Origin of the sequence: Sphingomonas sp. Y38-1Y (assembly GCF_032391395.1) — a bacterium.
In the GTDB taxonomy this organism is placed as follows: domain Bacteria; phylum Pseudomonadota; class Alphaproteobacteria; order Sphingomonadales; family Sphingomonadaceae; genus Sphingomonas.
Map to the genome: position 1 here is coordinate 952,788 of NZ_CP135916.1, position 20,034 is coordinate 972,821.

21 protein-coding genes are annotated in these 20,034 nt (G+C 69.5%); 7 read left to right on the top strand and 14 right to left on the bottom strand.

Features of this window, described 5'->3' with window-relative positions; translation table 11 throughout:
* Positions 1-19: 19 nt before the first annotated feature.
* From RS883_RS04375 to RS883_RS04415, 9 genes are all read right to left on the bottom strand, one after another.
* The gene (locus RS883_RS04375) at positions 20-352 is read right to left on the bottom strand and encodes a DUF423 domain-containing protein (protein WP_315763051.1); all 333 of its coding nucleotides are present in this window, start codon (positions 350-352) and stop codon (positions 20-22) included.
* Positions 349-2,133 (bottom strand): cation:proton antiporter, encoded by a 1,785-nt coding sequence (locus RS883_RS04380; protein WP_315763053.1) that lies wholly within the window; start codon positions 2,131-2,133, stop codon positions 349-351. Before RS883_RS04380 ends, RS883_RS04375 begins: the two co-directional genes overlap by 4 nt.
* A gap of 17 nt (positions 2,134-2,150) precedes the next feature.
* The gene (locus tag RS883_RS04385) at positions 2,151-2,588 is read right to left on the bottom strand and encodes an iron-sulfur cluster assembly scaffold protein (RefSeq protein WP_315763055.1); all 438 of its coding nucleotides are present in this window, start codon (positions 2,586-2,588) and stop codon (positions 2,151-2,153) included.
* Between the two features lie 32 nt (positions 2,589-2,620).
* Positions 2,621-3,166, bottom strand: a complete 546-nt coding sequence (locus tag RS883_RS04390; RefSeq protein WP_315763057.1) for a CvpA family protein — start codon at positions 3,164-3,166, stop codon at positions 2,621-2,623.
* Between the two features lie 318 nt (positions 3,167-3,484).
* Positions 3,485-4,054 (bottom strand): aminoacyl-tRNA hydrolase, encoded by a 570-nt coding sequence (gene pth, locus RS883_RS04395; protein WP_315763059.1) that lies wholly within the window; start codon positions 4,052-4,054, stop codon positions 3,485-3,487.
* Positions 4,055-4,196: 142 nt separating this feature from the next.
* On the bottom strand, positions 4,197-4,925 hold the full coding sequence (locus tag RS883_RS04400; protein ID WP_315763061.1) for a 50S ribosomal protein L25/general stress protein Ctc: 729 nt from the start codon (positions 4,923-4,925) through the stop codon (positions 4,197-4,199).
* A gap of 114 nt (positions 4,926-5,039) precedes the next feature.
* Positions 5,040-5,834 (bottom strand): DUF2189 domain-containing protein, encoded by a 795-nt coding sequence (locus RS883_RS04405; RefSeq protein WP_315763063.1) that lies wholly within the window; start codon positions 5,832-5,834, stop codon positions 5,040-5,042.
* A 130-nt stretch (positions 5,835-5,964) separates the two neighbouring features.
* Positions 5,965-8,307 (bottom strand): penicillin acylase family protein, encoded by a 2,343-nt coding sequence (locus RS883_RS04410; RefSeq protein ID WP_315763065.1) that lies wholly within the window; start codon positions 8,305-8,307, stop codon positions 5,965-5,967.
* A 268-nt stretch (positions 8,308-8,575) separates the two neighbouring features.
* The gene (locus tag RS883_RS04415; RefSeq protein ID WP_315763067.1) at positions 8,576-9,031 is read right to left on the bottom strand and encodes a MarR family winged helix-turn-helix transcriptional regulator; all 456 of its coding nucleotides are present in this window, start codon (positions 9,029-9,031) and stop codon (positions 8,576-8,578) included.
* Positions 9,032-9,122: 91 nt separating this feature from the next.
* Here RS883_RS04415 and RS883_RS04420 point away from each other — a divergent pair, with 91 nt between their 5' ends.
* The 4 genes from RS883_RS04420 to RS883_RS04435 all read left to right on the top strand — a co-directional run bounded on the left by RS883_RS04420 (position 9,123) and on the right by RS883_RS04435 (position 13,963).
* A complete protein-coding gene (locus RS883_RS04420; protein ID WP_315763069.1) occupies positions 9,123-10,286 on the top strand; it encodes an HlyD family secretion protein in 1,164 nt (387 codons plus the stop codon).
* Positions 10,283-11,857 (top strand): MDR family MFS transporter, encoded by a 1,575-nt coding sequence (locus RS883_RS04425; protein ID WP_315763071.1) that lies wholly within the window; start codon positions 10,283-10,285, stop codon positions 11,855-11,857. The genes RS883_RS04420 and RS883_RS04425 overlap by 4 nt, the downstream gene beginning before the upstream one ends.
* Positions 11,858-11,864: 7 nt before the next feature.
* Positions 11,865-13,295, top strand: coding sequence for an efflux transporter outer membrane subunit (locus RS883_RS04430; protein ID WP_315763073.1), 1,431 nt, complete (start codon positions 11,865-11,867; stop codon positions 13,293-13,295).
* A gap of 95 nt (positions 13,296-13,390) precedes the next feature.
* Positions 13,391-13,963 carry a hypothetical protein gene (locus RS883_RS04435; RefSeq protein ID WP_315763075.1) on the top strand — a complete coding sequence of 191 codons (573 nt, stop codon included), beginning with the start codon at positions 13,391-13,393 and terminating at the stop codon, positions 13,961-13,963.
* A gap of 118 nt (positions 13,964-14,081) precedes the next feature.
* Here RS883_RS04435 and ruvC read toward each other — a convergent pair whose 3' ends face one another.
* The 5 genes from ruvC to RS883_RS04460 form a co-directional block, all read right to left on the bottom strand.
* Positions 14,082-14,567, bottom strand: a complete 486-nt coding sequence (ruvC, locus tag RS883_RS04440; RefSeq protein WP_315763077.1) for a crossover junction endodeoxyribonuclease RuvC — start codon at positions 14,565-14,567, stop codon at positions 14,082-14,084.
* A gap of 33 nt (positions 14,568-14,600) precedes the next feature.
* Complete coding sequence (locus tag RS883_RS04445) at positions 14,601-15,344, bottom strand: YebC/PmpR family DNA-binding transcriptional regulator (protein WP_315763079.1); 744 nt, start codon at positions 15,342-15,344, stop codon at positions 14,601-14,603.
* 69 nt (positions 15,345-15,413) lie between these two features.
* Complete coding sequence (locus RS883_RS04450; protein ID WP_315763081.1) at positions 15,414-15,950, bottom strand: DUF1003 domain-containing protein; 537 nt, start codon at positions 15,948-15,950, stop codon at positions 15,414-15,416.
* A gap of 4 nt (positions 15,951-15,954) precedes the next feature.
* The gene (locus RS883_RS04455) at positions 15,955-16,194 is read right to left on the bottom strand and encodes a DUF2312 domain-containing protein (protein WP_315763083.1); all 240 of its coding nucleotides are present in this window, start codon (positions 16,192-16,194) and stop codon (positions 15,955-15,957) included.
* A gap of 192 nt (positions 16,195-16,386) precedes the next feature.
* Entirely contained in the window at positions 16,387-17,760 is a 1,374-nt protein-coding gene (locus tag RS883_RS04460) for an amidohydrolase family protein (protein ID WP_315763085.1), read from the bottom strand.
* Between the two features lie 84 nt (positions 17,761-17,844).
* On the opposite strand from RS883_RS04460, the gene RS883_RS04465 reads away from it, so the two are divergent.
* The 3 genes from RS883_RS04465 to RS883_RS04475 are packed head-to-tail and all read left to right on the top strand — an operon-like array spanning position 17,845 to position 19,878.
* Positions 17,845-18,069, top strand: a complete 225-nt coding sequence (locus tag RS883_RS04465; RefSeq protein WP_315763086.1) for a DUF1272 domain-containing protein — start codon at positions 17,845-17,847, stop codon at positions 18,067-18,069.
* Positions 18,066-19,274 (top strand): bifunctional hydroxymethylpyrimidine kinase/phosphomethylpyrimidine kinase, encoded by a 1,209-nt coding sequence (thiD, locus tag RS883_RS04470; protein WP_315763087.1) that lies wholly within the window; start codon positions 18,066-18,068, stop codon positions 19,272-19,274. The genes RS883_RS04465 and thiD overlap by 4 nt, the downstream gene beginning before the upstream one ends.
* Positions 19,267-19,878 carry a ribonuclease HII gene (locus RS883_RS04475; RefSeq protein ID WP_315763088.1) on the top strand — a complete coding sequence of 204 codons (612 nt, stop codon included), beginning with the start codon at positions 19,267-19,269 and terminating at the stop codon, positions 19,876-19,878. The genes thiD and RS883_RS04475 overlap by 8 nt, the downstream gene beginning before the upstream one ends.
* Positions 19,879-20,034 lie beyond the last annotated feature (156 nt).

The window sequence follows — 20,034 nt, forward strand, 5'->3', positions numbered from 1 at the left end:
AACGAAATGTGTCGAGGGGTCAGCGGCGGAGCATCAACCATGCAAGCCACAGCCAGCCGGCGATCATCGCCGCCCCGCCGATCGGCGTGATCGCGCCCAGCCAGCGCGGCGCGCCGAGCGCCATAAGGTAGAGCGTGCCGGCAAAGATCGCCGCCCCCACCAGCATCGCCCAACCGGCGCCGGTCGCGCGCTGCTGGACCGCGACGAGCACGGCGACGGCGTGGATCAGCTGATAGGTGCCGCCGGTGCGAAGCCACTCGGCTGCCTGACCGCTGGCACCATGCGCGCCGAATGCGCCGGCGGCGATGGCGAGGGCGCCAGACAGCGCGGCGAGGGCAGCGAGGAGGTTCATCCCTGTTGCTCCCCCGCCTGCGCGGCGATCGCCTTTTCGCGCAGTTTCCGCTGGCGCGCCTGGCTGAACACGACATCGCGCGCGGCATAGATGTCGCCGGCTTCCACCTGGATGCCGAGGCGCTTGGCGTCCATGCGGCGATAATCGTCCTCGCTCCGGTCGACCTCGCCATCGTCCACGCCGACCGCGCGCAGCGCCTGGCGCGCCATCTGGATCGCGCTTTCATAGACTTCGCGGAACAGCCCGGCGACGGGCGCATCCTTGAGCGCGATGATCGCGCGGCGGTCGAACACGCGGGTCATGACCGTCGCGTCGGGATAGCCGTGCGCGACGAGTTCGAGCAGGTCGGTGCTCACCTGATCGCCGTCGAGGCAGAAGAGGATGAGCTCGGCATCCTCCGCGCCCGCGAGCCGGAGCAGGTCGAGGCGCGTGCCGTCGCCGTAGTAGACCTTCATCCCGAACTTGCCGCCGGTCTCGATGATCTCGGGATCGCGGTCGATCAGCGTCACCGACAGGCCCTGTGCGATCAGCATCTGCGCGACCGTCTGGCCAAAGCGGCCATAGCCGACGACGATCGCACTGGCGCCGTCGTGGCGTGGCGGCTCGAGCGACTGGCCGTCGCCGGCCGCGGGCTCCGAACGGAAGCGCTTGGTGAACATCATCAGGAACGGCGTCGTCGCCATCGACAGCGTGACGATCGCGCCAAACACGCTCGCCGCTTCGGGCGCGATCAGATACGCATTCTGCGCCTGGGCAAAGAGGACGAAACCGAACTCGCCGCCCTGGCTGAGCAGCAAGCCCATCGCCAGCGCCTGTCGCCACGACATCTTGAAGGCGAGGCCGATTGCGAAGATCACGCCCGCCTTCACCGCAACCAGCGCCAGCGCCATGCCGATGACGAAGCCGGGCCGCGCGGCGACTGCGCTCAGGTCGAGCATCATGCCGACCGCGAGGAAGAAGAGGCCGAGGAGGATCGAGCGGAACGGCTCGACGTCTGCCTCCAGTTCGTGGCGATAGGGGCTGTCGGCGAGCATCACGCCCGCGACGAAGGCGCCGAGCGCGGTCGAGAGCCCGAGGGCCTCCATGATCGCGGCGGCGGCGATAACGGTGAACAGGCCGGCGAACACGAACATCTCGCGTTCGCCCAAATTGCCGATCAGCCGGAACAACGGACCCAGGATGAAGCGGCCCGCCAGGATCAACCCGGCGACCGCGAGCACGGTGTAGAGGCCGAGCTGCCAGCCCGGCGGCCCCGCGGCGTCCGCCGGATTGCGGCTGAGCGCCGCGATGATGGTGATGAGCGGGACGATCGACAGGTCCTGGAAGAGCAGGACCGAAAAGGCCCGCTCGCCGAACGGCGTCCGCAGGCGCCCCGCCGATTGCAGCATCGGCAACACCTGCGCGGTCGACGAGAGCGCAAGCGGAAGCCCGAGTGCCAGCGCCGCGGGCCAGGAGAAACCCGCGCCCAGCCCGGCCAGTCCGGTGACGGCGATCCCGCACAGCACCACCTGGAGCAGGCCGACGCCGAAAATGTCGCGCTTCAGTTGCCACAAGCGGGAGGGACTGAGCTCGAGCCCGACGAGGAACAGGAGCAGCGTGATGCCGAGTTCGGCAAAGGTCAGCTTGTCTTCGGCGTCGCCGACCAGTCCCAGCACCTGCGGCCCGACCACGGCGCCGGCGACGAGGAAGCCGAGCGTCGCGCCCAGTCCCATGCGCCGAAACGCGAGCACCGAGACCAGCCCCGCACCGAACAGCGGCGCGAATTCACTGACCAGCGACATCCCCCCATGCGCCGCCATCAGCCGGCGGGTGCCTGGGTGCGGGCGGTTTCGGCGGCTTCGGTCGCCGCCTCGAAGGCGAGACGGACCGAGGGATGACGGGCGCTGTGGGGCAGCGCGGGCTCGAACAGGTCGAGGCCGGGCCAGGCGGGCACCGGGCCGCTGCCCGCGAGCCAGGCGGTGAGCGCGTCGCGAGCCTCGGCGAGGTCGGCGGCGGACTTGCCGACGGCATGTTCGGCCATCAGCGCCGCGGCGGCCTGACCCAGTGCGCAGGCCCGCACGCGCATGCCGATCTCGGCCACCTGGCCGGCGTCGTCGAGGCGGACGTCGACGGTGACGCGGCTGCCGCAAACGGGCGAGCGCTTCTCCGACGAGCCGTGCGGCTCGGGCAGGCGGGTGTCGAACGGCACGCTGGCGGCGAGCCGCAAGATCTGCTGGTTGTAGAGGGTCGCGCTCACCCCGCCCATGTAGGACAAGCGGTGGCCGGGCGCTACCGCCCGATCTTCTTCATCGTTTCGGGGCTGAACACGGGCTCGCCGCGGCGACGGCGGTCGACGAAGTCGGCGATGCTGGCGCTGGTGTTGTTAAGGAGCGGATAGGTTCGCGCCGAGCGGATCCAGTCCGGGCGCCGCGACGCGCCGCCGTTCAGCGTGTCGACGACGAGCACCACGACGATGAAGGCGAGGCTGACGAGAATCAGTCCCTTCAACGCGCCGAAGCCGAAGCCGAGCGCGCGGTCGACCGGGCCGAGCACCGACGCCTTGGTCCGCTTGCCGATCGCGCCCGCCACCATCTTGCCGCCCAGCCACACGACGCCGACGATCAGCGCGAAGGCGAGCACCGCCGCGCCCGACGTGGTGCCGACCGGCCCCAGCAGCATCGCGGCGAGCGGGACGTGGAACAGCTTCACCGCAAACACGACGAGCAGCCAGGCGAGCAGCGACAAGACTTCGGTCACGAAACCGCGCATCGCGCCGAGCACCGCGGCGCCGCCGATCGAAAGCAGAACGACGATGTCGAGCGCGGTCAGGTCCATGGCGCGGCGCTTTAGCGCGGCCGGGCGGGGCGGGGGAAGGGGGAGCTTCACCGCAGCCGTCACGTGCCGAGCGGGTGATGATCGCCTGGCGGCCACGGTTCGGCATTCGGCGGACCGGTCGGAACGTCAGCGTGGGTGGGGACATTATGTCGGCACTGCAGCCATTCCGGTGCAGGGCAAGAGGGTTGGTCGATGAAGCGAGGATGTCTGTTGTGGTTGTTCGGGGTCCCGCTGCCGGTCGTCCTCCTGCTGTATTTCCTGTTCTTCCGCTGATCCGGGCGGGTCGGCGCCCACGGCCACGGGCGCCGACATGCTGCCTCAGTCCTGGAGCCGGAGCGCGACGTCGTTCATGAAGCGGGTGTCGTCCCCGGCAGCCAGCCATGACGCCTCGGCGGCGAGCGCGCCGAGCAGGTCGGTGAGCGGGTCGATCTCTGCCTTGGCGAAGTTGCCGAGGACGTAGCCGGTCACGCGGTCCTTGTGGCCCGGATGGCCGATTCCGAGGCGCACGCGGCGGAAGTCGGGGCCGACATGTGCGATTGCGGAGCGGATGCCGTTATGCCCCGCCGCGCCGCCGCCGGTGCGCACCTTGACCTTGAAGGGGGCGAGGTCGAGCTCGTCGTAGAAGACGATCACCGCCTCCACGCCCAGCTTGTAGAAATCGAGCGCGGCGCGGATCGCGCGGCCGCTTTCGTTCATGAAGGTTGCGGGCTTGAGCAGCAGCAGCTTCTCGCTGCCGATGCGCCCTTCCTGCAGCCAGCCCTGGAACTTCTTCTGCGGGGCCGAGAAGCCGTGGATCTCGGCGATCGCGTCGACCGCCATGAAGCCGATATTGTGCCGGTGCATCGCATATTGCGGCCCCGGATTGCCGAGGCCCACCCAGAGCTGCATCACGTGTTCCTTCGGGATTGAGGTGCGTGGGGCACGTCCTTCGACAGGGTCAGGACGAACGGCGCAGGGCGCAAACGAAAGCGGCGGCCGGATCGATGGGATCCGGCCGCCGCCCGTGGTTCCAGCCGGAAGGGCCGGGCGATTACTCGCCCTTGGCCTCTTCCTCGCCGCCCTCGGCATCGCCTTCGGCGTCCGCATCGGCCTCGGCCGCGTCGGCTTCCGCCTCGGCCTGCTGCTCGGCAGCGGCAGCCTCGGCCTGCGCGTCGGCTTCAGCCAGCGATTCCTGGACATCGGCCTTCATCGCCGACGGGGCGATGATCGTGGCGATGGTGAAGTCGCGATCCTCGATCGCCGATTCGGCGCCGTTCGGCAGCGTGACCGCCGAGATGTGGACCGTGTCGCCGACTTCCAGGCCCTTGAGCGACACTTCGATCGACTCGGGGATCTTGTCGGCGTCGACGACGACTTCGAGCTCGTGGCGGACGATGTTGAGGACGGCGCCCTTCTTGATGCCCGGCGCTTCCTCTTCATCGGTGAACACCACCGGCACCGCGACGGTGACGGTCGCGTTCTTGGCGATGCGCAGGAAGTCGACGTGCACCGGACGATCGGTGACGGGGTCGAAGGTCACATCCTTGGGCAGGGTGCGGATCGAGCCCTGGCCGGCGCCGTCGATCATGACGATCGAGTTCATGAAGTGGCCGGTGCCGAGCAGCTTGTTCAGCGCTCGCTCCTCGACGTGGATCGAGAGGGGTTCCTGCTTGTTGCCGTAGATCACGGCGGGGATGCGGCCTTCACGACGAAGCGCGCGGGAGGCTCCCTTGCCAACCCGCTCGCGCGTCTCGGCCGACAGGTTAAGCGTATCGCTCATGTCGGTGCTCCGAAATGCTGATGATTAGTCCAATTATCCGGCCGAGCCTCCAGGGATGACCCCGGCACGGAAGCGGCGGCCCCTATCCGAAAAGGGGCTGACGCTCAACCCTCATCATGGCCCGACCACGCGCGTGTAGAGGTGCCAGGTGGCGTAGCCGAGCCACGGCAGCACGACCGCCAGCCCGACCGCGAACGGGATCGTGCCGAGCGCGAGCAGTGCGGCGACGCGCAGGCCCCAGCCGGCGGTCTCGGCCGGGTTCAGCCGCGCGGCTTCGATCGAGGTGCGCAGCGCCGTTCCCGCATCGACCGGCCGGTCGACGACCATCGGGAAGGAGACGAACGAGATCACCAGCGAGACGATCGCGAAGCCAAGGCCGGCCAGGTTGCCGAAGATCACCATCTCCCAGCCCGCCTGTGTGCTAAACAGGCGGCCGAACAGGTCGGCGGCGCGCATCTGCCCCTCTGCCCCAAAGGTCAGCGCATAGATCGCATAGGCGGCGGCGAGCCAGACGAGGAAGAGGCCGAACAGCACCGCGGTCAGCACCAGGATCGGTCCGCGGCTGCGGCCCTTCAGCGGATCGAAGAAGTGCGACCAGTCGGACTCGCGTCCTTCCTCACGCCGCCGCGCCAGTTCGTAGAAGCCGGCGGCAACTGCCGGGCCCGCGATCGACAGCCCCGCGACGGCGGGGAACAGGAGCGGCAGCATCGCATCGTTCATCGCGATGATGACGGCGGCGGCGCAAATCGCGGGATAGATCAGACCGAGGAACATCAGGTCGCCGCGCCGCTCGCGAAAGTCGCGCCAGCCCTCTGCCAGCGCCCAGTCGAGATCGGCCCTGCCGATCCGGCGTACACCCACCCGTTCGACGCCGCGCGGAAGGGCGGCGGATTCCATCGTGATGGCCATGTCCTGATCCTCTACCTAAGTCGGTCCGGTTCCTTTTCTTCGCTTCCGCGCCGTGACCGCGCGTTCAGGCTTGGGGTCGTCCTTGTACGCCTTTCGCCGCCGGGGTGCCAGCGCGAGGGCCATACCGATTTTAGGCGGGGGTCAGGATCGTCCGCGCCGCCGCTTCGGCGTCGACCCGCTCGCGGCTGAAGACGAGGGGGAGCATGCGTCCTTCGATCCAAGGCTGGGCCATGTCGGCATAATGCGGGCTGGCGGGATCGGCGGACTGGCCGGGCAGGTTGAGGAACAGGCTGTCGTCCCACTGACCGACGTCGATCGCCTGGAGATAGCTAGCGCCGCCGGCGACGCCGAAGTCGCTGGCCACCCAGCGCGCGTTGACCGTCGTATAATCGCCGCCGGAGCCGCCGGCCTCGATCCGCGGGAACGCTTCACCGATCGCGGGAAAGCGGCGGGCGAGCGGATGGGCGATCGTGACGTCGTGAAGGTTGCCCCATCGCCACAGCGCCGGCTCGGGGCCGAGTCGCCGCTCCGCCTCTTCCCACCCGGCCGCCAGCGCCATCGCAACGATCAGGTCGCGCGAGCCCCTGGGATTGGGGCCGAGCCGCTTGTCCGGCGTCTCCAGCAGCGACAGCATCGCGCCGATCTCGAAGCCGGGGACCAGCGGCCGGTGCTCGATCGGCACGACGATGTTGATGAGGCGATCCTCGAGATCGGCGAGCGTCAGTTCGTAAAGTGCCGCCGCCGCGCTGTCGGCGCCCAGCCGCCCGTCCCAGCCGCGCAGCATCGCCGCCGCCGCCTCGGCCGCGGGCGGGACGCTTTCGGGCACCAGCGCCGCGAGCCGGCGGGCGGGGGCGGACGCGACGTCCTGCATCAGCGCAGCGGAGTCGGCGAGCGAGTGCTTGGGCTGCCTCTCCAGCACCTCGGCCACGCGCGCGTACCGCCACGGCTCGCGAAAGGTGTAGGCCAGGATCGGCTTGTAGTCCTTGGGCAAATTGTCCTGGTTGGCGCTGGCGAACCAGCCGGACCTGGGATCGACGACGCTCGGCAACTGCTCGATCGCCAGCAGCCCTTCCCAGTCATAGCGGCCGTCGCCCGGCGCGGGGGTCATCCCGTCATGCCCGCCCATGCGACGCGGCGCGAAGCCGATGATGCGCCACGCGATGCGCCCGCCGACATCGGCGTAATGGAAGTTGGTGGGGGAAGGATGGAGCCGGAACGCCGCCTGCAATCCCTGCCAGTCGCGGGCGAGATTGATCGCGATCATCGCGAACACGCCGCTGGCGCCCGGCCGTTGCGAGACGTGGGCGAGCGCGGTGGCGCGGTTGAGTGCCGGATGGTGCGCGATCACCGGACCCTGGACACTGTAGCGCAGCACTGCCTTTCGCGGCGGTGCGCCGCGGACGGCGATCGTCACCTCGCGTCGCTCGAACGTCTTCCAGCGGCCGCGATGCCAGTAACGCTCGGCATCGACTGGGTTGAGGTCGAGGATGTAGAGGTCGGACTGGTCGATATGGCTGTTGGTGCGCCCGAACGCAAAGCGGTCGGTATGCCCCTGCATGATCCCGGCAAGCCCGGGTGCGCCGCCGCCGATCACGTCGAGACCGGGGGCGCTCAGATGCGCGACGTGGCGCGGCGGGAAGCCGCCGATCGACAGATGCGGATCGTTGGCGAGGATCGGGCGCCCGGTCGCGCTTCGCGAGGGCGCGATCGTCCAAGCGTTGCTGCCCGCCGCGGCAGGCGGGGGCGGGGCGTTGCCGAAGATGCCGAGATCGGCCTCGCCGACCTTGGCCGGATCGAGGCCTTCGCGGAACGCGATCGCGCGGGCGGGGCGCGGCGGCGCGATCAGTTGCTCGAGGTCGAGCGCGCCAGCGGCGGCGAGGCGCGAGCGGCGCACCTCGTCGTCGATGTTGCCCGCCGTCAGTTCACGCGCGGCGACGAGGTCGGCGAGCGATTGGGCGAGCGGCTTGTAGCCGAGGATCGCGAACTCGGCGGGGAGCAGCGATGGGTCGACCGCCACCTCCGCGATGCGTGCGTTGATGCCCGCGACATACGCCTCCGCACAGGCGCGAACGTCGGCAGGGACGGCGGCGATCTCGGCCGCGACGTCGCCGCGGAAGCGACCGAGCGCGGCGCGCGTGTCGCTGGCGACATAGGCCGTACCCATGACTTCGGCGAGGCGGCCCTGGCCGCGGCGATATTCGTAATCGACCTGGAACAGCCGATCGCGTGCGACGGCATAGCCCTGCCCGAAAAAGGCGTCGGGCACGCTGTCGGCACGGATGTGCGGGACGCCCCAGCGGTCGTCGACGATCTCGATCGGCGCCGAAAGACCGCGGACGACGGCGCGGCGCGGTTCGGCGGGCGAGGGCGTTTCCTCGGCCTCGTCGGGGTCGGGCACCACCTGTGCCGACACGCGGCTGCCCGCGAGCGCGGCGAGTGCTGCCCCGCGCATCAGCAGCGAGCGTCGCGACATGGCCATGGAAAGGGGTGCCTCCTCCAGAGGGTCGGAGGGCCTGCTTGGCCGTTACCCGGCCGGTGATGTCAACCGCCCTCGGTCATCCGGGGGACGATCGCCGCGTCGATCAGGTCAGGGCGACGAACACCGTGCCCAGGATCGCGAGCGCGGCACCGCTCATCCCGCAAAGCATGCCGAAGCGGCATTGGCACAATTCTGCGCCGATCCGTTCCATCGCACCTCTCCACCCCGCCGCGATTGATCGCGGTCGGAATGGCGGAGGGTATCATGGACGCGACAGCGTGCAAGAGGGGTCGAGGTCGAGCCGCTGGATCAGCTTTTCGAGCGTGGCGCCGAGCGCGTTGCGTTCATCGTCGGAGAGGGGGCCGAACAAGTCGGTGGTCAGCCGCTGGCGCAGCGGCTCGGTCGCGGCGATCGCGCGCTCGCCTTCTTCGGTGATCGTCACGCGCTTGACGCGCCGGTCGCTGGGATCGGCGATGCGCGCGATCAGCCCGTCGCGCTCAAGGCCGTCGAGCGCCTCGGTCACGGTGCGCGGCGCCTGGTTGAGCCAGGCGGCCAGATCGGCGGCGCGTGCCTCGCCCGCCTGCTTCTGGATCATCAGCAGCATCTTGGTACGCGCGAGCGACGCCCCCTCCGCCGCCATCGCGGCGTCGAGCTTGCGGTGGAGCCGCATGTAGGTGCCGGCAAGCAGGCGGGCGAGATCGTCGCATCGATAATTCATGAGGTGCCTCAATATATGGTCTTGCGCTATGCTGCAAGCGCGAGCACATGGGCAGCAACGACTCGACACAATTTTTCTGAAGGCATCTGCCGTGGCCGATATCGCAGCCGACCAAACCGCCCCCGACGACACCGCAGCCGCCCCGGCGAGCCCTGCGAAGAAGCGGCGCGCGAAGCTCATCATCCTCATCATGCTGGCGGTGGTGCTGGTCGGCGGTCTGCTGTGGTTCCTGCGCTATCAGAGCTATGGCAAGTTCCAGCAGTCGACGACCGATGCCTATGTTCAGGCCGACTCGGTCACCGTCGCGCCCAAGGTATCGGGCTATGTCGACCGGGTATTCGTCGCCGAGAACCAGAATGTGAAGGCGGGCGATCCGCTGGTCGCGATCGACGCGCGCGACTATCGCGCACAGGCACAGCAGAGCGAGGCGCAGATCGCCGTCGCACGCGCCAATGCCCGCGGGGTCGAGGCGCAGATCGACGAGCAACAGGCGGCGATCGCCCGCGCTCAGGCCGACTTGGTTGCCGCGCAGACCGATGCGAGCTTCGCCAACAACGAGGTCGCGCGGTACGCGCCGCTTGCCGAGAGCGGTGCCGAGACGCGTGAGCGTGTCGCGACGCTGCGCAATCAGGCGCGCCAGGCCAATGCCCGCGTCGCCGCGTCGCGCGCCGCGCTTGCCGCCGCGCAGCGCCGCGTCGGCACGCTGCGCGCTCAGGTCCAACAGGCGTTGGCGCAGGGCGAGGGCGCGCGGGCGCAGCTTGCCGCCGCCGAGACCAATGTCGGTGCGACGCTGATCCGCGCGTCGATCAACGGGCGTGTCGGCGACAAGACGGTGCGCGTCGGCCAGTTCGTCCAGGGCGGGACGCGGCTGATGTCGGTGGTGCCGACCACCGAGCTCTATATCGAGGCGAACTTCAAGGAGACGCAGCTCGGTCTGATGCGCGTTGGTCAGCCCGTCCACATCGAAGTGGACGCGCTGCCGGGCGTCGACATCCCCGGCCGCGTCGCCAGCATCGCCCCCGGCACCGGCGCGCAATTCTCCGTCCTCCCGCCGCAGAACGCGACGGGCAACTTCACCAAGATCGTCCAGCGCGTGCCGGTCCGCATCGCGCTCTATCCCGGACCCGCGACGCGCGCGCTGATGGTGCCCGGCATGTCGGTCGAGGTGAGCGTCGACACGCGCTCCGCCCGCGACGCCGCCGATCGTATCGCCAAGGAGCAGGAGGCGCATAACGAAAAGGTGACCCGCCGGTGAGCGCAGCCACCGCCGACCCGTCGGCACCGGCGACCCCCGCGCCGCAAGCCGAGCCCAACGCCGACGCGACCGCCTGGCTCGCCGTCGCGGCGGGCAGCCTGGGCGCGATGATGGCGACGCTCGACATCTCGATCGTCAACTCGGCGCTGCCGACCATCCAGGGCGAGATCGGCGCGAGCGGGACCGAAGGAACGTGGATCGCGACGAGCTACCTCGTTGCCGAGATCGTCATCATCCCGATGGCCGCCTGGCTGTCGCGCGTGTTCGGATTGCGCACCTTCCTGCTGGTCGCGGCGACCTTGTTCACGATCTTCTCGATGGTCTGCGGTGTCGCCGGCGACCTGACGACGATGATCATTGGCCGCGCGGGGCAGGGGATCACCGGCGGCGCGCTGATCCCGACCGCGATGACGATCATCGCAACGCGCCTTCCGCGGCATCAGCAGCCGATCGGCAATGCGCTGTTCGGCGTCGTCGTCATCCTGGGACCGCTGCTGGGGCCCCTGATCGGCGGCTGGCTGACGGAGAATGTGAGCTGGCATTATGCCTTCTTCCTCAACCTGCCGGTCGGCGTCGTGCTTGTCACGCTGCTGCTCGTCGGACTGCCGCACCAGAAGGCGCATATCGAGGAGCTGGCGAACGCGGACTGGCTGGGCATCATCGGCCTAGCGCTGGGGCTCGGCTGTCTGACCGTCGTCCTGGAAGAGGGCCAGCGCGAGCAATGGTTCGAGAGTCGCGAGATTATCGAGCTGTCGATCCTGTCGGCCATCGGTTTTGCCTGCCTGTTCGCGGGCCAGTTCGTCGCTCGGCGGCCGGTCATCAAGCTCAAGCTGCTGCTCGATCGTCAGTTCGGCGCGGTGGCGATCATGGGCGTGGTGCTGGGCATGATGCTCTACGGCACCGCGTATGTCATCCCGCAGTTCCTGGCGGCCATCGCCAATTACAACGCGCTCCAGGCGGGCCAGATCGTGCTGTTGTCGGGCATCCCTAGCCTGTTCCTGATGCCGTTCACGCCGATCCTGATCCGCAAGCTCGACATCCGCATCGCGGTCGGCGTCGGGCTGACGATCATGGCGTATAGCTGCTGGATCGACACGACGTTGACGGCCGACGCGGTGGGCGGGGACTTCGTGGAATCGCAGCTGTTGCGCGGCGTCGGCACGATCTTCGGCTTTCTGTTCCTCAATCAGGCGGCGATCGCGTCGGTCCCGCGCGAGGATGCGGGCGATGCCGCCGGGCTGTTCAACGCCGTCCGCAACCTGGGCGGATCGCTGGCGCTGGCCGGGATCGCGACCGTGCAGGACCAGCGCATGTGGCTGCACAGCCGCCGGATCGAGGAATCGATGCCGGCGAATTCGGAAGCGACGCAGGGCTATCTCGCCGGACTGACCCAGTCGTTCGGCAGTCCCGACGCGGCGCTCCGCACCCTGGCGGGCACCATCCAGCGCGAGGCGCTGGTGATGACCTACAACGACATCTTCGTCCTTTTGACGGTGCTGATCGCCTGCTCCGTCCCGCTCGTCCTGTTCCTGCGACCGCTGCCCAAGGGGCCGATGGCCGCGATGCACTGAGGCATCCATGCGCAAGTATCTCTCGCTCGTCTCGCTGGCCGCGCTCGCCGCCTGCACCGTCGGCCCGAACTATGACGGCCCGAAAAGCGCCGGCGCGGTGGCGGCGCCGGCGGCGTTCGCGCGCGGCGGCGATGCGTCGGTCGCGACGCCCGCCGTCGCCGACTGGTGGAAGGGGCTGAACGACCCGCAGCTCGACGCGCTCGTCGATCGCGCGCTGGCCGCCAATCCCAGCGTGGCGGTGGCCGAGGCGCGGCTTCGCCAGGCGCGCGCGTCGCTGCGCCTCGACCGCGCCAACGGACTGCCAAACGCCAATGTTCAGGGCACCTATCTGCGCGCCGAGTTGCCCGAGGGCGGGCTGACCGGTGGTGGCGGCGAGGGTGGGGGCGGGTCCGGCGGGGGCACGACCGGCGTCGACTTCTACAATGTCGGCTTCGACGCGAGCTGGGAGATCGACCTGTTCGGCGGTCAGAAGCGCCGCGAGGAGGCCGCACGCGCGAGCGTCGGCGCCGCCGAGGCGCAGGTCGCCGACGCGCAGGTGAGCCTGAGCGCCGAGGTCGCCAGCGCCTATGTCAACCTGCGCGATCGCCAGCGGCGCCTGGAGCTCGGCCGCGCGACGGCAGAGACGCGGCGGCGGATGCTGGCGCTGACCGAGCAGCGCTTCCGCGCGGGTACCGCCAGCCAGCTCGATGTCGAGCGGCTGCGCGGGCTGGTGGTCGAAAGTGACGCGGCGATCGTGCCGATCGACGCCGAGCGCGATGCCTTCCTCAATGCGCTGGCGGTGCTGGTGGGCGAGGCGCCGGGCACGCTCGACGCCGAGCTCGCGAGCCCGCGCCCCGTGCCGCTGCCGCCCGCGCGCGTCGATGTCGGCGATCCGGCGCAGCTGCTCGAGCGACGCCCCGACGTCCGCGCCGCCGAGCGCGTGCTGGCGCAGCGCACCGCCCAGATCGGGCTGACCAAGGCGGCGGCGATGCCGCGCATCAGCTTCCTCGGGCTGATCGGTATCGGCGGGACCGATCCCGGCGACCTGTTCGATCCGAGCAACCTGGTGGGCATTGCCGCGCCCAGGCTCCAGTGGAACGCGCTCGACTTCGGCCGCAACGCCGCGCGGCTCGGCCAGGCCGAAGGGCAGCGCGACGAGGCGGCGGCGCAGTATCGGGCCGCGGTGCTGACCGCGCTGCGCGATGCCGAAGACGCGCTGTCGCGCTATGCTGCGCGACGGGGCACGGTTGCGGCGGCAGCGCGATCGAAGGCCACGGCGGATCGCGCGGCGGCGCTGATGCAGCAGCGCTATCGCGCCGGCGTGTCGACGCTGATCGACACGCTGGATGCCGAGCGTCAGCGCACCGCCGCCGAACAGTCGCTGGTCGAGGCGACGGCGGCGATGACCGCGGATTATGTGGCGCTGCAAAAGGCGCTGGGCCTCGGCTGGCGCGCCTGATCGCGGACCAAGGCTTTTCTCCTCTTCCGGGCCGAGCTAGCCTGACCGGGTGAGCGGATCGGCACCAAGCCGGCCGCCGCGACGGGGGAGAGATCATGAAGGCTTTGGTATTCGCGGCTGCGCTGCTGCCGCTCGCGTCGGTCGGTGCACAGACGGCGACGCCCGCGCAGCCCAGCATCTTCGACAAGGCGATCAACCAGCCCGGCATCGGTTGGGAAGTCTATGGCCCCAACCAGAGGGCCAAGCAGGTGCCCGCCGCCGAACTGCCCGGCGGCCAGGCCGTGCGCGTCCAGGTGGCCAAGGCGGGCGCGAACCCATGGGACGCAGGCGCCTCCTATCCCGCGATCAAGCCGGTGGCAGCGGGCGATACGCTGCTCGTCATGGTGTTCCTGCGCGCGCCCGATGCGGCGGCGGGGACGACGGTGCCGGTGCCGATCGGCGCCGGCGGGGCGGAGGCGCCCTATACGCCGGTCGCCGCGGAGACGGTGCAGGTCGGCTCGGGCTGGAAGCGCTACTACGCCTCGGGCGTGTCGGCCCAGGCATTCGCCGCGGGCAAGGCACGCATTTCTCTGCAACTAGCGGGCGCCAAGCAGGTGATCGAGATGGGTCCGGCGTTTCTGTTGAACTTGGGACAGAATGTGAATCCGGCCACGCTGCCGAAGAACTGAGGCCGGCGACCGCTCGCGCTGAGCCGGTCGAAGCCGGTGTCGCAAGCGGCACGCCCTTCGACAAGCTCAGGGCGAACGGGAGGCGGGTGGCGTGTGACGTTGGCCGCTCGGCCCGATCTCACGCCCCGCGCCGTGCGCTCGCCAGGTGATGCGCGTGGCAGATCGCCACTGCCAGCGCGTCGGCGGCATCGGGGCCGTCGATCGTCGTGCCGGGAAGCAGGCGGGAGACCATCCCGTGGACCTGTGCCTTGTCGGCACGGCCGGTGCCGACCACCGCCTGCTTGACGAGGGTGGGGGCGTATTCGCCGACGATCAGCCCGGCGCGCGCGGCGTTCGCGAGCACGACGCCGCGCGCCTGGGCGAGCTTGAGCGTCGATTGCGCGTTGGCGTTGACGAACACTTCCTCGCACGCCGCCGCCGCGGGGGCGTGGTCGGCGACGAGCGCGGTCAGCATCATGTCGAGATGCGCGAGCCGGTTGGGTAAGGGCGCGCTGGTGTCGGTCTTGAGTCGTCCATTCGCGCGGTGCGAGAGGCGATTGCCGTTCGCCTCGATCAACCCCCAGCCGGTGGTGCCGAGCCCGGGGTCGAGGCCGAGGATCAGCACCCTAGATCCTCCCCATGCCGGGGAGGACGTCCGTCAACCCAGCTTCTCCATGACCTCGTCGGAGACTTCGTAATTGCCCCAGACGGTCTGGACGTCGTCGTCGTCGTCGAGCGCGTCGATCAGCTTGAAGAGCTGGCCCGCCTCGTCCTCGCCGACCGCGACCATCGTCTGCGGGCGCCAGGCGAGCTTGGCGCCTTCGGGCTCGCCGAGCACCGGGGTGATCGCGTTGGCGACCTCGTGCAGCGCATCCTGTGCGGTCCAGATCTCGTGGCCGTCCTCGCTGGAGGCCACGTCCTCGGCACCGGCCTCAAGCGCCGCCTCGAACACCTTTTCGGCGTCGCCGGCGGTCGCGGGATAGTTGATGAGGCCCATCCGGTCGAAACCGTGGCTGACCGAGCCCGATGCGCCGAGATTGCCGCCGTTCTTCGAAACCGCGGTGCGCACGTTGGTGGCGGTGCGGTTGCGGTTGTCGGTCAGCGCCTCGATGATGAGGCTGACGCCGCCGGGGCCGAAGCCCTCGTAGCGGATTTCCTCGTAATTATCGGTGTCGGCGGTCGAGGCCTTGTCGATCGCGCGCTGGATATTGTCCTTGGGCATCGACTGCGCCTTGGCGGCATTGACCGCGGCGCGCAGGCGCGGGTTCATGTCGGGATCGGGCGTGCCCATCTTGGCCGCGACGGTGATTTCGCGGGAAAGCTTGGAAAAGAGCGAGGAGCGCTTCTTATCCTGCGCACCCTTGCGGTGCATGATGTTCTTGAACTTGCTGTGGCCTGCCATGTCGCGCTTCCGGTTCGATGCCGCCCTGGACGATAGGGGCGGCGTCCTAGCCGGGAAGCGGCCCCGTGCTCAAGAGGGGAGGCGCGCCGACAGTGCGTCGAGCTTGGCGTCCAGCGCCTCCAGCCGCGCGAGCACCGCATGGTCGAGCTTGTGGTGGAGCCGCAGGATGTCGAGCTCGGCGCGCAGGTTGGTCTCGTAATCCAGGCTGGCGGCGACGCGATCCTTCGCGGCCTGGCGGTTCTGGCTCATCATGATGATCGGCGCCTGCACCGCGGCGAGCGTCGAGAGCATCAGGTTGAGGAAGATGTACGGATAGGGGTCGAAGGCAAGGCCGAGACGACCGAGCACTTCCGAATTGAGGAGCATCCAGCCGAGCAGCACGCACGAAAAGGCGATGATGAAGCCCCAGGAGCCGCCGACTGCGGCGACCCGGTCGGCCAGGCGGTCGCCGAAGCTGGAGCGCAGATCCGCCTCGTCGCCCGCATCGCGCGCGACGAGGGTGCCCGCCTCGATGCTGTCGAGGACGCGGCGCTCTTCGGCGTCGAGGTTGCTCCCGCCGCGGGTCAGCAGCGTGCGGGCGGCCTCGACGGCGTGCGCCGCGTCCATCGGATCAGACGAGACCCAGCGCGGTCTTGTACGTCTCCAGCAGCATCTCCGCCTCGTCGCGGTGATGCTTCTCCATCTTCCGAAGGCGGACGATCGTCTTCATCGTCTTGACGTCGAACCCGGTCGACTTGGCTTCGGCATAGACGTCCTTGATGTCGTCGCTGATGCCCTTCTTTTCTTCCTCGAGCCGCTCGACGCGCTCGATCAGGAGGCGAAGCTGCTCGGCGGAAATGTTGTCGGTCATGATGTCCCTGGATTGGCTATGGTGAATCAGGGGGCGGCGAATAGCGCATCGGGGCCGCCGCGCAACCGCGCTGCGGTAGGTCAATGAAATCCTTCGTCACCCCGGACTTGATCCGGGGTCCCGCTTCTTCTTTCCGTTGGTGGGTAGACGAAGAAGCGGGATCCCGGGTCAGGCCCGGGATGACGGGGAGGGTTACTCCGTCGGGAACACCGTGTGCTGCCCGGCCAGTTTGTGGACGACGCCGCGGCGCATCACAAACGGCACGGTCTGGAGCCGCGTCACGTCCGCCACCGGGTCGCCCGCGACTGCGATGATGTCGGCGTCCTTGCCGACCTCGATCGAGCCGATGCGGTCGGCGCGGCCGAGCAAGGTCGCCGCGTCGATCGTCGCCACACGGATTGCGCGGGCGGGGTCCATGCCGACCTGGGTCATGTACTGGAATTCGAGCGCGTTGGTGCCGTGCGGGCCGACGCCCGAATCGGTGCCGAAGGCGATCTTCATGCCGCTGGCAAAGGCGCGGCGATGGCTTTCCTTGACCACCTTGGCCACTTGCTCCGCCTTGGCGACGCTCGCGGCGGGGCGCTCACCCGCGCGGCCCTGGCGGATGACGCTTTCGAAGGCGTGCATGGTCGGGACGAGGTACACGCCCTTCGACTTGAACAGCGCGATCGTCTCGTCGTCGATATAGCTGCCGTGCTCGATCGAATCGACGCCGGCGCGGATCGCGGTGTCGATGCCCGACTTGCCGTGCGCGTGCGCCGTCGCCTTGCGGCGGAAGGCGTGGGCAGTGTCGACGATCGCCTTCATCTCGTCGAAGGTCATCTGCGCCTCGAGCCCGCCAGCGATGTTGGAGCCGACGCCGCCCGACGCCGCGAACTTGATGACCTCCGCGCCGGTGAAGATCTGCTCGCGGGTGGCGCGGCGGCAATCGTCGGGACCGTTGCAGAGCTCCGGCGACTGTTCGCGCTCGACATGGGCAAGCTCTCGGCGAAGACCGTTGGCGTCGCCGTGGCCGGCGGTGACGGAGATCATGCGACCGGCATTGACGATCGTCGGCCCGACGATCTCGCCCCGCTCGATCCCGTCGCGCAGCGCGCGGATGCCGCGCGGCTCGCCGCCCAGATCACGAACCGTCGTGAAGCCCGCGTCGAGCGTCCGCCGTGCCGAGTCCATCGCGCCGACGAACTGGTCCTCCAGATCCCGGGTCGATCCCTCCAGCCGCTCCTTCAGCGGATAGCCCGACGAATAAAAATGGACGTGCATGTCGATGAAGCCGGGCAGGACATACTGGTCCTTGAGGTCGATGAGCTCAGCCCCGCCCTCCGGCGCGGCGAAGCCGTCGCGGACCTCCGCGATCTTGCCGTCGCGGACGACGATCGTCGAAATTCCGCGCGCACGCTCGCCGGGGCGGGCGAGCAAGGCGCCGGCATGGATGTAGCGGACCTTCTGCGTCGGCCTTGCGGCCGGGGCGGGCGCCTGCTGCGCGGCCGGGGCGGGTGCCTGCTGCGCGGTGGTGGGCGCGGTGCAGACGAGCGCGGCGGTGGCGGCAAGAAACGCGAAACGCATGGCAATCCCCCTTTGGTCGTTGGTGGCAACAGACACCAAGTCGTCCGGCTTGCCAAGCGCAGCGAGTGGCGCGATGGAGACGCGATGCTGGAGATGCGGCCCGATTGCGAGCGCTGCGGCACCGACCTGCCGCCCCAGGCGCATGGCGCCTTCATCTGTTCGTTTGAATGTACGTTCTGCGCCGAATGCGCCGATGTGCTGGACGAGCGTTGTCCCAATTGCGGCGGCGAGCTTGCCGACCGGCCGACGCGGACCGGGGATCGGCTGAAGCGGCATCCCGCCGCCACCGAGCGGCGGCACCGCGGATGACGCCGCGCATCCTCATCATCGCAGGCTCCGACAGCGGCGGCGGCGCGGGCATCCAGGCGGATATCAAGACCGCGACGATGCTGGGCGCGCACGCGATGACGGCGATCACCGCGATCACCGCGCAGAACACGCTGGGCGTCGATGCGGTCCACCCCATTCCGACCGAGATGGTGCTCCAGCAGATCGACTGCACGATCCGCGATATCGGCGTCGATGCGGTCAAGATCGGGATGATCGGCTCCGCCCGGACCGCGGCGGCGCTGGCCGAGCGGCTGGCCGAGCTGCCGGGACTGCCGATCGTGTTCGATCCCGTGATGGTCGCCACGTCAGGCGCCACGCTGGCCGACGAGGCGACGGTGGCGGCGTTCGAGCGGCTGATGCGCGTCGCGACGGTGACCACGCCGAACCTGCCCGAATTGAAAGCGCTGTCGGGGATGAGCATCCTCGACAAGGCCGCGCAGCGCGAGGCGGCGCGGAGCCTGGTCAAGCGGCGCGGGCGCGCGGTGCTGGTCAAGGGCGGCCATGCCAAGGGGCGGCAGGTCACCGACCGGCTGTTCCAGACGGCAAGCGCCAATACTGAACTCGGGGGCGTCGCGCCCGAGGTCGAATGGACCGATCCGCGCATCGACGGCGAGGCGACGCACGGCACCGGCTGCACGCTGTCGACGGCGATCGCGTGCGAGCTCGCCAAGGACTGGTCGCTGCCCGAGGCGGTGGCGCGCGCGCGCCGGTTCGTGCGGATCGCGATGCTCGACGCCGCCGGACTGGGGCAGGGGCATGGGCCGATGGCGCAACAGGCGGTGCGGCTCGACCTGAACCAGTCGCGCTGGTCGCCGATGCTGAACCACGTCACGCTGCCGACGCGCGACCTGAGCGCCAGCGAGCATTTCTGGCGGCTGCTCGGGCTTCGCCAGATTGTCCGCGCCGACGAGCGCTATGCCCGGTTCGAGACAGAGGGCGGCGCGACGCTGAGCCTGGAGGCGGAGGAGGAGCTGCCCGCGCCGGTGGTGTTCCTGGAGTGCGGCGACCTCGACCTCACCGCCGCCTATCTGAAGGCGCAGGGCCTGACCTTCACGCAGGAGCCGCGTGACGAGCAATGGGGCTGGCGCGAGGCGCGGCTGGCCGACCCGTCGGGCAACATCGTCTGCCTCTATCAGGCGGGCGAGATGCGGCGCTTTCCGCCGTGGCGGCTGGCCGATGCCTGATTTCCTGATGGAAGCGCGGCACGTCGGCCCCGTCGCGGGCGTTGACGAGGCGGGGCGGGGGCCGCTCGCCGGGCCGGTGGTCGCGGCGGCGGTGGTGCTCGATCCGGCCTGCATCCCGCCGGGCCTGGACGACTCCAAGGTGCTGACCGCGGCGCGGCGGGCGGAGCTGGCGGCGGCGCTGCTCGGCTGTGCGCGCGTGGGCGTGGGGATCGCCAGCGTCGAGGAGATCGACGAGCTCAACATCCTCTGGGCGACGATGCTGGCGATGACCCGCGCGGTCGAGGCGCTGGGGATCGCGCCGGCGATGGTGCTGGTCGATGGCAATCGCTGTCCCAAATGGACCTGGTCGAGCGAGGCGGTGGTGGGCGGCGACGCGCGCTGCTTGTCGATCGCCGCGGCCTCGATCGTCGCCAAGGAGCATCGCGACGCGCTGATGCGCGACTATGACGCGGCGTGGCCGGGGTACGGTTGGGCGTCGAACAAGGGCTATGCCGCGCCCGAGCATCGCGATGCGCTCAAGCGGCTGGGGCCGACCCCGATCCACCGGCGAAGCTTCGCGCCGGTGCGCGAGGCGCAGCTGGTGATGGAGCTGGCGGCGGGGTGATGGGGGCGGCTCACCGCTACCCCCTTCACCGTTCGTCCTGAGTAGCCGTCGAGTAGCGGCGAAGCCGCGTATCGGGACGGCGTATCGAAGGATGGTGTGGGCGGGGGCGGTACCTCGATGCGAGCCCTCAATACGGTGCTGGCGCAGTTACTCGGT

What these genes read in the sequence shown, in the direction of transcription:
- RS883_RS04375 (WP_315763051.1), bottom strand. Translation starts at nt 352, where the DNA reads ATGAACCTCCTCGCTGCCCTCGCCGCGCTGTCTGGCGCCCTCGCCATC.
- RS883_RS04380 (WP_315763053.1), bottom strand. Translation starts at nt 2,133, where the DNA reads ATGTCGCTGGTCAGTGAATTCGCGCCGCTGTTCGGTGCGGGGCTGGTC.
- RS883_RS04390 (WP_315763057.1), bottom strand. Translation starts at nt 3,166, where the DNA reads ATGGACCTGACCGCGCTCGACATCGTCGTTCTGCTTTCGATCGGCGGC.
- pth (WP_315763059.1), bottom strand. Translation starts at nt 4,054, where the DNA reads ATGCAGCTCTGGGTGGGCCTCGGCAATCCGGGGCCGCAATATGCGATG.
- RS883_RS04400 (WP_315763061.1), bottom strand. Translation starts at nt 4,925, where the DNA reads ATGAGCGATACGCTTAACCTGTCGGCCGAGACGCGCGAGCGGGTTGGC.
- RS883_RS04405 (WP_315763063.1), bottom strand. Translation starts at nt 5,834, where the DNA reads ATGGCCATCACGATGGAATCCGCCGCCCTTCCGCGCGGCGTCGAACGG.
- RS883_RS04410 (WP_315763065.1), bottom strand. Translation starts at nt 8,307, where the DNA reads ATGTCGCGACGCTCGCTGCTGATGCGCGGGGCAGCACTCGCCGCGCTC.
- RS883_RS04415 (WP_315763067.1), bottom strand. Translation starts at nt 9,031, where the DNA reads ATGAATTATCGATGCGACGATCTCGCCCGCCTGCTTGCCGGCACCTAC.
- RS883_RS04430 (WP_315763073.1), top strand. Translation starts at nt 11,865, where the DNA reads ATGCGCAAGTATCTCTCGCTCGTCTCGCTGGCCGCGCTCGCCGCCTGC.
- RS883_RS04435 (WP_315763075.1), top strand. Translation starts at nt 13,391, where the DNA reads ATGAAGGCTTTGGTATTCGCGGCTGCGCTGCTGCCGCTCGCGTCGGTC.
- RS883_RS04445 (WP_315763079.1), bottom strand. Translation starts at nt 15,344, where the DNA reads ATGGCAGGCCACAGCAAGTTCAAGAACATCATGCACCGCAAGGGTGCG.
- RS883_RS04450 (WP_315763081.1), bottom strand. Translation starts at nt 15,950, where the DNA reads ATGGACGCGGCGCACGCCGTCGAGGCCGCCCGCACGCTGCTGACCCGC.
- RS883_RS04455 (WP_315763083.1), bottom strand. Translation starts at nt 16,194, where the DNA reads ATGACCGACAACATTTCCGCCGAGCAGCTTCGCCTCCTGATCGAGCGC.
- RS883_RS04460 (WP_315763085.1), bottom strand. Translation starts at nt 17,760, where the DNA reads ATGCGTTTCGCGTTTCTTGCCGCCACCGCCGCGCTCGTCTGCACCGCG.
- RS883_RS04465 (WP_315763086.1), top strand. Translation starts at nt 17,845, where the DNA reads ATGCTGGAGATGCGGCCCGATTGCGAGCGCTGCGGCACCGACCTGCCG.
- thiD (WP_315763087.1), top strand. Translation starts at nt 18,066, where the DNA reads ATGACGCCGCGCATCCTCATCATCGCAGGCTCCGACAGCGGCGGCGGC.
- RS883_RS04475 (WP_315763088.1), top strand. Translation starts at nt 19,267, where the DNA reads ATGCCTGATTTCCTGATGGAAGCGCGGCACGTCGGCCCCGTCGCGGGC.